Below are 12621 nucleotides of genomic sequence, written 5' to 3' on the forward strand. Positions count from 1 at the left end.
CTGTTTTCTATACTTACTATGGCAATAAAAACTTTGCAGCTATTCAAGGCTCTGTTATTTGGGTTTTATCCGTTGTTAGCGCATTGAGCCCACTTATTTCTGGATGGATTGCTGATAAAACGGGCTCATACAACGCATCGTTTGCTGTAACATTTGTAGTGATTGTAGTAGGTATCGTCTTAGCTTTGGCAGCAAAGCCACCTGTTGTTCCAGCGCATTATGCTGACAAGGAACTACCATCATCCCCAGTATATTCTCACTAAAATACAAGGAGCGCTGTACGATTTCGCATAGCGCTCCTTGTTATTATAGTAATTTGAATTTCCCTACAGCATTATTCAAATTCATTGCTAATTGATTAAGCATCTGTGTCGCCGAAGCAATTTCCTCCATAGAGGCAAGCTGCTCCTCAGATAAACTTGCTACATGTTGTGTCGTTTCTGTTGAAGAGCGTGAAATTGCCTGCAATGAATCGAAAGTGGCTGAAACTTGTTGTGCACTTGCTGCCATCTGCTCAGAAACTGCCGAAACCTCTTGAATTTGATTTGTTACTGTTTGGATAGCTTGAATAATCGTTTCAAAAGATGTACCAGTATGCGTAATAGATTGGGTTCCTATCGAAACTTTATCGTTAACCTTATTCATTTGTTGGACAGTTGTCTGCATATCTCCTTGAATCATATGAATAATAGTAGCAATTTGCTTAGCAGATTGGTTTGATTGCTCCGCTAATTTACGTACCTCATCCGCCACAACAGCGAAGCCTTTTCCACTTTCCCCTGCTCTTGCTGCCTCTATCGCAGCATTTAATGCTAATAAATTCGTTTGGTCTGCAATGCCTGTAATCGTCTCTACAATATTTTCAATTTCTCGAGATTGTGTTGATAAAGATTCGATAGAGGACATCGCCTCATTTACAGCTACATCAACCTCCTGCATTTGCTCAATCGCATGCTGCAAGCCCTGTCCTCCTTCATCTGCTTGTTTCGATACCTCTGTAGAGGAAGTTGCTACATCAGATGCCGCTGATGCAATATGTTGAATACCTTGTGCTACTTCCATCATCGCCTGTGAGCTTTCTTGTATTTGCTCAAGCTGGGTTTGTGCTCCTCCAGCAATGCCATCTGTAGCCTCTGTTACGCGCTCTGTTGCATCTGTTGATTGACTAACATTGACGCTCAACTGCTCTGTAGATGCCGATAATTCCATACTTGCATCATTAACAGTTACAATAGTGTTTTTTAAATTCCCAAACATCATGTTAAATGCGAGAGACAGCTGGGAAATTTCATCCTTTGCTCCCTCTTTTGCAGCAAGGGGCTGAATCATTAAATTACCATCTGCCACTTCTTCAATTTGCTGAATAACAGCAAACAGCGGCTTAAATTTAGAAATAATTAAAATGCTTGCTATTATGCTAAACAAAGATGAAATAACAACAGACGAAATTAAAATAACGATGCTCATTGTTACACCATTTTTAGCTGTTGTAGATAATTCATCCACCCATGTCGAGACTTCATCATTAAAGGCTTGTAAGTAATCGTTAATGCGATTTTTTCCTGCAAAATAATTATCATCATACATCATATCAATTGCAGCCTGTTGATTGCCTTGCTGCATTAACTGAAAGCCTTGTGCCTCAATTTGAGCTAATTGCCCTGACTCTGATTGCACATTGTGTACAATCGTTAATATATCATCTGGTAGTATTTTTTCAAACTCAGCAATGACTTTAGCATATGTTTGCGTGTCATTTACTTCTCTCATATACGCCTCATAAAATGCCTTATCCCCTGTACTTACATACGCACGTGCTTCTGTTGTTAAATAATCGGATACCATCACAAGCTGTTCCTTTAATTGAAGCACTGTATTTTCTTTTTGAAATGCTTGCACCTGTTGTTTGGTGTTCATCACAAGAAGACCTAAACTAACACCATTAATCACAAATAAAATTACCGCAATTGCTGAAACCATCATTAACATCGATTTAATCTTCATAAGCATTGCTCCCCATTTATTTTTAGCTAGCATTTCTTAATAAGAAAATACAAATGTGCTAGTATACTACATATTTCGACATTTTTCATCATAAAACCTTTCAAAATCATCCATGCTAAACAAATTTTTTTAGCAAAAAAACTATCGAGAAATATAGGTAATAGCCTAATTTCCCGATAGCCTTTTAACTACCTTTCCATATTGACAATTTCAAGCTGCTTAATTGGCTGGAATTGCTCTCCTGTTGCGTAATAAGTGATATTCACCTCATCACCCTGCTCTAAATAAATAGCAAGTGGCGCTACCTCTGAGCTAACGATGAAATTTTGCCCTGAATCTGTTAGCAGTGACACAACCGTAAAGTCACCAATACGCTCTTTATACACGCGAACAATTTTGGCAATGAGCTGTGCTTCCTCTGCATTTGAAGAGCCATCTACTGTACTGCCCCCACGACTAAGCGCAGTTTTATATTGCTTCAATGCCTCCTTCGGTGTCAAAGCATATGCCGAAATTTCTGGATTTGCAGCAGATACGATAAAGTAGTTTTGCAGGAAGCCATTTGAATCTAACACTGCTGAAAGCCAGCTTGCTTCACCGTAGAAGTTATACAAAATTGGCATTTCACCTTCCCACTCTTTTTCGATAAACTTCTTCTCGATAATTTCTAGAGCACCTTGTGAATCCATATATGATTCCTCTAAATTACCTGTGTAATATGTTGCTTGACCTGTGCGCGCATGTGTTAAAGAATAGCCAAGCATCGAATCGACACCCTCTTTTGGGCTAGAGAAATCTGTGAAATAGTACATTTCTCCATCCTCCATAAAGACAGGGCTAACGTTTGCCTCCGTTCCTTCATCTGATGGAAGCTTGACATCTTTTTTGCCAAACAAACTATTCCAGAAGCCATGTACATAATTACCATAATAGCTATTTTGTAAGCTCACTGACTCTGGTGAAATTGCACCATCAATAAATTCTGGTACATCTGCTAAGGCCATTTTTTCAGATTGCCCTGTTTTCGCATCTACCTTAACAATCCCTTTGACGTCAAAGCCATTGCGGGCAGAAATAAAATTACCATATGTGCGAATATAATATGGCACACCATCATCATCAATTTCTAATTGTGCATCGCCATAAAATATCAACGTTGGATATTGAAGTCGAATATGACGCTCTAAGTTTTTATTAAAATAGGCTGATGGGATATAAGCCATATCATGTGCCATAAACTTTGGATTGTCGCTTGAATCAGTTGCACTCATCATGAAATAACCTGGTGTTGTTTTGCCGTTAAACCATTTAAAAAGCCCTGAAAACTCCACTGGTGCAATATAGACATAATCACCATTGACCTTTTGAATTTGTAGACGACCTAGCTCATAGTAGCTCGTATTCGGCACTTGACCAAATGCTTTTTTCATTTTATTTTTCACAAACTTCGGTGGCACACTTGCAGGTGTTTTTGTTTCATCAAATGGCTGAATTTCCACCTGCTCCTCCATTTCAGAGGATTGGTATTTTTTCTCTGCGTTAAAAATTGGGGCAGCTAGCAAATAAGCAACCGCTACAATTGACAGTAGCGTAATTACAGATTTCGCTTTTTGTTCCATACCTGCTGCCAATAACGCACCTACTAATGCCATTACAGGAATTACGTATAAGAAAATTGTCCAATGCAAATCAATTTTCGAAATATAAACCGTTAAAAATGTTAAAATTAAACTACCGAAAAATACGGAAGCTAATAGTATTCCAAACTGCTTACCTGTTAACTCACCCTTCGGTAATTTTTTTGTTAAAGGTACTATTAAAATTGTAGCGACGATTGCTACAATCAGTACTGTTATAAATAATTGTCCCACTGTCATCACCTCTATTTATTTTTACGTATGGAGGGTAGGAAAGTTTCATTAAATTAAGAAAGGAGGAGTTTGATGGAGAAAAAAATCATCTTATTGTTATTTGCAATTTTCAGTATTTATTATATCTTTTTCTTTGATACGATTGCCGCTTCATGTCAAATGGTGTTCAAGCTGATTCCGATGTTATTGCTTATTTTTTTAGCTTTACGTTCAACAGGCGAGAAAAAGTATAAAACAATTATTATTGGTGGACTTATTTTTTGCACAATTGGAGACTATACATTGCAATGGTTTATCATTGGGCTTTTTAGCTTTTTAATCGGACATATTTTTTATATCATTGCCTTCCAGCAAACGAGCGAAGGAAAAATTCATCGTTTGGTGAAAATGCTGTTAATTGCTTATGGAGGCTTTATGATGGTGTTTTTATTGAGCTTTATTTTACCTGATGGAGGCTACATTTTAGCACTAGCCGTTTGCGCTTATATTGGAGCAATTTTATTAATGGGCTGGAATTCGTTTCGAACAGCGAGCAGCTTCGCCATTATCGGCGCCCTTTTATTTATTTCGTCCGATTCCATTTTAGCAATCAATCGCTTTATTACAGATATCCCATACTCACATATATTGATTATGCTAACATACTACGCAGCGCAATTATTTATCGCACTCAGCATCGTTCAATATTCCGCACTGCGAAGTAAAATGATACAATAATGTAGATGTATGATAACAAGGGGGATTATTCCATGAAAGAACAATTAATCGAACGCTTAATTCGCTATGCAAAAATCGATACACAATCAGATTTTACAAGCACTACAACACCTTCAACAATGAAGCAATTTGATTTGTTAAACGTTTTAAAGGATGAGCTAGCAGCAATTGGCTTAACAGATATTACATTAGACGAGTATGGTTATTTATTTGCCACATTACCAGCTAATACAGAGAAAAGTGATGTACCAACATTGGGCTTCCTTGCACACGTTGATTCAACACCAGATTTCTCTGGCACAAATGTCAAGCCACAGCGTATTGATAATTACGATGGTGGCGATATTCAATTAAACGAGCAATTAGTTATGTCAACAACCTACTTCCCTAATTTAAAAAACTATGTTGGGCAAACATTAATTACAACAGATGGGACAACATTACTTGGAGCTGATGATAAAGCAGGGATTGCAGAAATTGTGACAGCGATGGAATATTTAGTACAGCACCCTGAAATTAAGCATGGTAAAATTCGCGTTGCCTTCACTCCAGATGAGGAAATCGGTCGCGGTCCACATAAATTTGATGTAAAAGCATTTGACGCAAAGTATGCTTACACGTTAGATGGGGGTCCACTTGGCGAGCTTCAATACGAAAGCTTCAATGCAGCAGGTGTTAAAGTTACAACTCGTGGTACAAGTGTGCATCCAGGCTCTGCTAAAGATAAAATGGTTAATGCGACAACAATGGCGATTAAATTCCAAAATGAAATGCCTTTAGATGAAGTACCTGAAAAAACAGAAGGCTATGAAGGCTTTATCCATTTAATGAGCTTTAATGGGCATATTGAGGAAGCAACATTAACATATATTATTCGTGACCATGATCGTGGAAAATTCGAGGAGAAAAAAGCACGCTTTATCGACGCCGAGAAAAAAATTAAAGCGACGTTTGGTGAAGATGCGATTACTGTGGAAATCGAAGATCAATATTACAATATGAAAGAAAAAATTGAACCTGTTATGGAAATCGTTGATATTGCGAAAGATGCTATGATAAAGCTTGACATCACACCAATTATCGAGCCAGTGCGTGGTGGCACTGATGGCTCACAGCTATCTTATATGGGATTACCAACACCAAATATTTTCGCTGGCGGCGAAAATATGCACGGTAAATTTGAATATGTATCAGCAGAAACAATGGAAAAAGCAACTGAAGTTATTTTAGAAATCGTGCAAGCTTTCGAGGCACGCGCATAATCATTTAGAAAAAGCGCTAGCATCATGCTAGCATTTTTTCTTCTTTTTTCATTCTGAATATTCAGTTATATAGGAGGTGTTTATACGATGAAAGAAATTTTAATCGGTATTATTGCAGCTTTATTTTTTGCCTTTACATTCATTTTAAATCACTCTATGGAATTAGATGGTGGCAGCTGGCTATGGAGCGCTTCCTTACGCTATTTCTTTATGCTGCCCTTTTTAATTGCTATCGTATTATACAGAAAAAATTACCGACAGCTACATAATGAAATGAAGGCACAGCCTTGGCAATGGCTCGTGTGGAGCTTCGTAGGTTTCGTATTATTTTATGCACCACTTACATTTGCGGCTGCATATGGCCCGGGTTGGCTTGTTTCGGGTACTTGGCAGTTTACAATCGTTGCGGGGGTACTGCTCGCACCACTTTTCGTAACAATTATTGCAGGGCAAAAGATACGGCAAAAAATCCCGATGGTGTCACTTTTAATTTCCTGTGTGATCTTAATTGGCATATTGCTCATTCAAATCCCACATGCTAAATCCGTGTCAACAACCGCTCTGCTTCTCGGTATTTTACCTGTATTAATTGCAGCATTTGCTTATCCATTAGGTAATCGCAAAATGATGGACATATGTGACGGGCGCATTGATACATTTCAGCGTGTGCTCGGTATGACGATTGCTTCCTTACCCGTATGGATTTTAATGGCAATCTACGCTATAATGACCGTTGGGCTACCTTCAAGCAGTCAAGTATTTCAATCATTATTAGTTGGATTAAGTTCAGGCGTAATTGCAACAACATTATTCTTTATCGCAACTGATCGTGTGCGTGACAATCAAGGAAAGCTTGCTGCAGTTGAGGCAACGCAATCAACGGAGGTTGTTTTTGTTATCATTGGTGAAATGCTTTTATTAGGCATTCCCCTTCCGACACCAATTGCACTTGTAGGATTAGCAATTATCATTATTGGTATGCTTCTGCATAGCTATCATACAATGCTTGCCGCCAAACGTGCTCAGATAGCCACAGAATGATTTTTATTGGCGCATATAAAAAAAGTAGCCGATCCTATGGCTAGGGATCGGCTCAAATTGGCTCTCAAAAGAGAAGCTTTGAAGAAAATATAAAGGGTAAAAAATTACGTTCTAAAATGAGGGGGGTAGAACGTATTTTCTGAACTAGCGAACTTCTGGAGAAAAGTAGCTAAAGTTCAAGCTCATAAGCACTGTATTGCATATGAGTAATGCTTACAATGATAATGATAATCGTTTTCATTTAGATTGTCAACACTATTTAAATAATTTTTTATCAAAAAATGTTATGATAAATGAAAAAGGTGAGTTTATGCCCGCACTATCCTATGATCAAATTCAACAATTAAATTCTTATAGCATTTATACAGAAAATCCTGAGCGTCCATTATTTACGCTGGCAAATCTGCAAAAGGACTTTTATTTAACAGATTTTCGCAACTTAATGATGGGCATTACACAGGCAGCTACAGAAACGGCTGCTATTTCCCATTTCACTCGTCGCTACGGTATGTTTGTTGCAATGCAATTTTATATGCTTGCAGTTTATGATGAGGTTTGGGATGGCAAACTAGAGGATATTCGCTTCGCCCTCGTTCACGAATACGGTATCAATACGCTTGGCACATTTATTTCAGCAAATGATTTTCGCTATGTGGAGGATAATGAACGTGAGGCAGTGATTCAAAAAATATTGTATAAGCAAACTTTTGAAATTATTCAGCAGCTACGTAAAACAACATCTATTTCACCACTCGTTATGTGGGAAAACATTTTTGGTTACCTATTATGGCATTACCATACATTACTTGAAAACCCTGCGCTAGCTGATAGAGCCTATGAAGACCTAGAAATTTTAGAAGATACAAAAGTATGGCGCTACATTTCCGATAAATCGCTATTTTTAAATTATACAGGTGGCAACCACCCTTCGCAGCTGTTAAACAGACCTGTTCGCAAAAGTTGCTGCCAATCCAAGGATATCCCTGGCTTAATGGCCTGTGGATTTTGTCCGTTGAAATAAAATAAGAGCGTAGCATCACTACGCTCTTATTTCATCTATTAAATTGAACAAACCATTCATCCTCTTGCTTCTCAATTGCTACGCCACGGTAGCCGTTACGTAAAGCTTGCTGCTGTGCCTCTGTGTCCCCCATCGCAATTATTAACTTTTCACCTGCGAAAACTGGCTCTTTATGTAAAGGTTTTGCAAACACATAGCGCAGTTTGCCACCATATTTATATTTCAGCGCATATATATGCATATTTTGTACAAGCTTATCTTTTAGACTGGCAATATTATATGGCTTAACTGTTGCACATACCCAATCATATTTTTCAATATCCACTTGTGACATAATGATACTTGCTAATGTTTGCTGTAGCCCATAGCCTCTAAATGTTGGATGGATAAACGAAACCTCCTGATATAGCACACGTGCCAAATCCTCCGCCCCAACATCAAGCCCTAAATGCTCTTCTTCATCTGAATTTGGCTCTAATAAAGCACGAACCGCAACCAATTGCTCGTTAACAAATGCGCCAATCATAACACCATGACCATTTAAAATATATAAAAGCTCCTCATCACTAAGAGGCTGTAAAATTGTCTTATCCTCTAATACATCATAAACAATCTGCTGCAACTTTTGGATTTGAGTTAATTGTGTATTTTTTAGAGGCTGTACATAAAATTCATGTTCACCTAAATATCCTTGAAATATCATTTTGTCACCACACTGTTCTGTTTTTCACACTCCATCATTATAACGCAAACAAAAAACGAATGCTCAGTTGAACATTCGCCTTTTCTATAAGCTTGTAAAGAAGCCTGCTGGATATTGCTCATAGCCATCATGCTCTTTAAAGACATCCATCTCCTCATGACGCTCAAGCTCTAACTCCTCATCCAACAAATACGTTTCAAGATTTGACGATAAAATCTTGCCCATAAACAACACCCTTTCTTTTAAATGAATTTTCTGATTATTCATATAATACTATGATGCTTTTTTATGTGCAAGTCATTAATTCACTATATGCATAAAAAGTATCAAACCTATCTATGAAACAGATAGGTTTGATACAAGCTTTTAAGCTTTAGCTGCTGTGACGCCGCCATTTTTATTTTTTGTCATAAACTGAATCACGAACATAATACCGAAGACAATCAGCCCTGAAATATCTGAAATTGACTCTGGATAAATCATAGCTATCCCTGCTATGACTAAAATTAAACGCTCAAACCAGACAAGTTTTCTATACCAGAACCCAATAACCCCTGCTCCAATTGCTATCATTCCCATCATCGCTGTAAATACTACCCAAGCAATTTCTAATATGGTAACATCAATCATCAACATTGCTGGTGAAAATACAATCATATATGGAATGATAAATGCCGCAATTGCTAGTTTTGCTGAGTGGATACCTGTTTTTATTGGGTCTCCTCCTGATATACCTGATGCTGCAAATGCGGCAAGGGCTACAGGTGGGGTAATATCTGCAATAATACCAAAATAGAATACAAAGAAATGTGCAGATAATAAAACAACGATTGGTACTGCACTTGCCGGCACATCTGGGGCAAGTAAAGTAATAATAGCTGGTGCAGCAATTGTCGATGTAATAACATAGTTAGCTGTTGTTGGTGCCCCCATCCCTAAAATGAGTGAGGCGATCATAACGAAAATAAGCGTTAAGAAAATGCTACCGCCTGCGAGCTTTACTAAGCTATTAGCTAGGGATAAGCCTAAGCCTGTTTTCACAACTACTCCTACGATAATACCCGCACATGCAGTTGCTGCTGCTACTGATAAAGCTGAACGCGCCCCTTCCACCATTGCGTCAATAATTTCACGAAGACCAAATTTCACATCTTTATTAATCATTCCAACAATGATACATGCGACAATACCGTATAATGCCGAATGTATTACAGGTACGCCAAACATCATAATAACGATGATTAGGACAATCGGAATTAATAAATAAAGCTTTTTGAAAATTTCTTTGCGATTTGGCATCTCTTCGTCTGTTAGGCCACGTAAACCCAAACGCTTTGCTTCAAAGTGTGTCATAATCCAAATACCCGCAAAATATAACACCGCAGGAATTGCTGCTGCTTTGGCGATATCCCAATATGTCACGCCTCGCCCAATAAACTCAACCATTAAAAAGGCTGCTGCTCCCATAATCGGCGGCATTAATTGTCCACCTGTAGAAGAGGAAGCTTCAACCGCCCCCGCAAAATCCTTTTTATAGCCAAGACGCTTCATTAAAGGAATTGTATAGGCACCAGATGTAACAACGTTGGCTACAGAAGAACCTGAAATCGTCCCTTGTAATGCTGAAGAGAAAATAGCTACTTTAGCTGGTCCACCAATTAATTTTCCTGCAACTGAAATCGCCAAATCGTTAAAGTACTCCCCAACGCCTGTTTTCACAAGGAAAGCACCAAACAATAAAAAAGCAAAAATATAAGTGGAGGATACAGCTAATGGCGTACCTAAAATACCATCTGTAGTATAGAACATTAAATTCACAATATTATTAATACTTTGCCCTCGATGTGCCATAAAGTCTGGCATATAAGGACCAAAATAAGCGTATAACAGGAAGGCACCCGCTATGATTGTAATTGGTAGTCCCACTGCACGCCTTGCAGCCTCTAATACTAATAAAATAGCGATCAAGCCAATATAAAAATCTATTGTTTCTAATTGCCCTAAACTTTGGACAAGACGAGTATAATTAGTTACCCAATATAATCCTACTAATATTGCTAAACCAGCTAAAATATAGTCATAAATTGGAGCCTTTTTCTTTGACCATACACGCTTTGCAGGATAGAGTAGGAAAATAAATGTTAAACCAAATCCTAAATGGACCGTACGCTGTATTTGTGCTGGAAACTGTCCAAAAATAGCTGTGTATAATTGAAATAAGGAAAATGCTAATAAACCACCATAAACAAGCCATTTCATAAAGCCATCAAATCTTCGTTGATTTGCTTCAATATCATACTTTTCTAATAATTGCTGCTGCTGCTCTTCCGTCAGTTCTTTGAATTCATCTTGTGGCGTAGTCGCATTTGCTTTGCTCATTTTAGCTCTACTCCTTTCAGCTTATCGTACATCGATAATTTTTTGACTTTTAATAAATAAGAGTTACCTCGTTCAAGATTGCTTTTTAAATCATATACACTATTGTTATGCAACAACTCAAGTTTATAATCCACATCCCCTATGTAAAGCACAAAATCTGGCAAAATTGCTTCATCATAAGTTAAATAATATATACCATTTTCATAAAGTAATGCTTGCCCTTCCTCTGCATAAGAGGGCATTCCAATTGCTACATCACTATATTCCATGCTAAGCAACTGAACTTCTCCTTGTGGCAATGCCTTGTATGTTTCTGTTACATCTGTCAAATGAATCGAATGTGTAAAAACAATTTGAAAAACCCCTTCATTTTGCAATGGTAATATATAATGTACTGGATTCGTAGTACGTGTTTCTGTAAACACTAATGATCTTTGAAACGGCATAAATAATATAATGCCACCTATGAATATGAATACTATCAATCTTCTAACTAGCATTCCTCACCTCAAAACATAAAGGAACCTGAAGCGGCTAGCAGCAGATTCCTTTCGTTTGGTTAGTTGTTCACTTCATCGAAATATTTTTTAGCACCTGGATGCACTTCAATACCAATGCCGTTTAAACCATTTTCCGCTTTTATAAATTCACCTTTTGCATGGCTAATTTTGCTTGTATTATCATAGATTGCTTTTGTAATCGCGTACACTAGGTCTTCAGATAAATCCTTTTTCACTGCAAGCATCGCACCTACTGATACAGCTGGAATTTCCTCCTTTAAACCATAAGTACCTGCTGGAATTGCATCTTTTGCATAGTATGGATATTTGGCAATTAACTCTTCTGCTTTATCAGCTGAAACTGGAATAATATATACGCCATTTGTAGCATTTAACGCTTCAACTGCACCTGTTGGATAACCAGCTGTAATAAATGCTGCATCAATTTGACCTGATTGGATCCCATCCGCCGATTCTCCAAAATCTAAATTTTGCGGCTGAATATCCGACATAGATAAACCGTGAATTTCAAGTAATTGTTCAGCATTCGCATAAGTACCTGATCCCGGTGCACCTACCGATACTTTTTTCCCCTTTAAATCCTCATACGATTTAATACCTGAGTCAGCCAATGTAACAAGTTGTACGGTTTCAGGATATAGAGCGCCAAGAGCAACTACTGAATCAATCTTTTGCCCTTCAAACATTAACGTACCCTCTGTTGCATAGTATGCAATATCTGTTTGTACGAAAGCAATTTCACCTTCACCATTTTGTAATGCAGTCATATTCGCAGCAGATGCTTGAGATACCTCCGCTGTTGTTTTTACGCCTGTGTCTGTTGTAATCAAATCAGCAAATGTCCCGCCTAATGGATAGTAAGTTCCTTGCGTACCACCTGTTAAAATGGATAAGAAATCGACATCAAACGATTGCTTGTCGCCACCATCAGTACCTGTACCTTCTTTACTTCCCTCTTTATCGCTACCACATGCAGCTAAGATAAGTAAAAATGCACCCAAAATTGTAAGTAACATCCCTTTTTTATTCATTATTAACATAACCCCCCTATTTTGCTAATCACTCTACATTTTACAGATGATCAAAACAGTTGTCAAACTAG

General features: G+C 37.8%; 12 protein-coding genes. 5 read left to right on the forward strand and 7 right to left on the reverse strand.

Annotated features, from left to right (window positions below; all coding sequences use genetic code 11):
- The first annotated feature begins 83 nt into the window (after positions 1-83).
- Positions 84-263 carry a hypothetical protein gene (locus R6U77_RS03180; RefSeq protein WP_319837409.1) on the forward strand — a complete coding sequence of 60 codons (180 nt, stop codon included), beginning with the start codon at positions 84-86 and terminating at the stop codon, positions 261-263.
- 43 nt (positions 264-306) lie between these two features.
- On the opposite strand, the gene R6U77_RS03185 is transcribed toward R6U77_RS03180, so the two are convergent.
- Both R6U77_RS03185 and R6U77_RS03190 read right to left on the reverse strand, forming a co-directional pair.
- The gene (locus R6U77_RS03185; protein WP_319837410.1) at positions 307-2004 is read right to left on the reverse strand and encodes a methyl-accepting chemotaxis protein; all 1698 of its coding nucleotides are present in this window, start codon (positions 2002-2004) and stop codon (positions 307-309) included.
- A gap of 188 nt (positions 2005-2192) precedes the next feature.
- Positions 2193-3875, reverse strand: a complete 1683-nt coding sequence (locus R6U77_RS03190) for a TMEM175 family protein (RefSeq protein WP_319837411.1) — start codon at positions 3873-3875, stop codon at positions 2193-2195.
- 72 nt (positions 3876-3947) lie between these two features.
- On the opposite strand from R6U77_RS03190, the gene R6U77_RS03195 reads away from it, so the two are divergent.
- The 4 genes from R6U77_RS03195 (at position 3948) to R6U77_RS03210 (ending at position 7916) form a co-directional block, all read left to right on the forward strand.
- A complete protein-coding gene (locus tag R6U77_RS03195) occupies positions 3948-4592 on the forward strand; it encodes a lysoplasmalogenase (protein WP_319837412.1) in 645 nt (214 codons plus the stop codon).
- 32 nt (positions 4593-4624) lie between these two features.
- Positions 4625-5854 carry a peptidase T gene (gene pepT / locus R6U77_RS03200; RefSeq protein WP_319837413.1) on the forward strand — a complete coding sequence of 410 codons (1230 nt, stop codon included), beginning with the start codon at positions 4625-4627 and terminating at the stop codon, positions 5852-5854.
- Positions 5855-5941: 87 nt separating this feature from the next.
- Entirely contained in the window at positions 5942-6895 is a 954-nt protein-coding gene (locus R6U77_RS03205; protein ID WP_319837414.1) for a DMT family transporter, read from the forward strand.
- Positions 6896-7205: 310 nt separating this feature from the next.
- Complete coding sequence (locus tag R6U77_RS03210; protein ID WP_319838337.1) at positions 7206-7916, forward strand: Fe-S oxidoreductase; 711 nt, start codon at positions 7206-7208, stop codon at positions 7914-7916.
- 31 nt (positions 7917-7947) lie between these two features.
- Here R6U77_RS03210 and R6U77_RS03215 read toward each other — a convergent pair whose 3' ends face one another.
- The 5 genes from R6U77_RS03215 to R6U77_RS03235 form a co-directional block, all read right to left on the reverse strand.
- Entirely contained in the window at positions 7948-8619 is a 672-nt protein-coding gene (locus R6U77_RS03215) for a GNAT family N-acetyltransferase (protein WP_319837415.1), read from the reverse strand.
- Between the two features lie 84 nt (positions 8620-8703).
- Positions 8704-8844, reverse strand: coding sequence for a hypothetical protein (locus R6U77_RS03220; RefSeq protein ID WP_293928003.1), 141 nt, complete (start codon positions 8842-8844; stop codon positions 8704-8706).
- 141 nt (positions 8845-8985) lie between these two features.
- Positions 8986-10998, reverse strand: a complete 2013-nt coding sequence (locus tag R6U77_RS03225) for a TRAP transporter permease (protein WP_319837416.1) — start codon at positions 10996-10998, stop codon at positions 8986-8988.
- Positions 10995-11444 (reverse strand): DUF1850 domain-containing protein, encoded by a 450-nt coding sequence (locus R6U77_RS03230; RefSeq protein WP_319837417.1) that lies wholly within the window; start codon positions 11442-11444, stop codon positions 10995-10997. The genes R6U77_RS03225 and R6U77_RS03230 overlap by 4 nt, the downstream gene beginning before the upstream one ends.
- A 113-nt stretch (positions 11445-11557) precedes the next feature.
- Positions 11558-12550, reverse strand: a complete 993-nt coding sequence (locus R6U77_RS03235; RefSeq protein ID WP_319837418.1) for a TAXI family TRAP transporter solute-binding subunit — start codon at positions 12548-12550, stop codon at positions 11558-11560.
- Between the last annotated feature and the right edge of the window lie 71 nt (positions 12551-12621).

Source organism: Lysinibacillus louembei, from assembly GCF_033880585.1.
GTDB lineage: Bacteria > Bacillota > Bacilli > Bacillales_A > Planococcaceae > Metasolibacillus > Metasolibacillus louembei.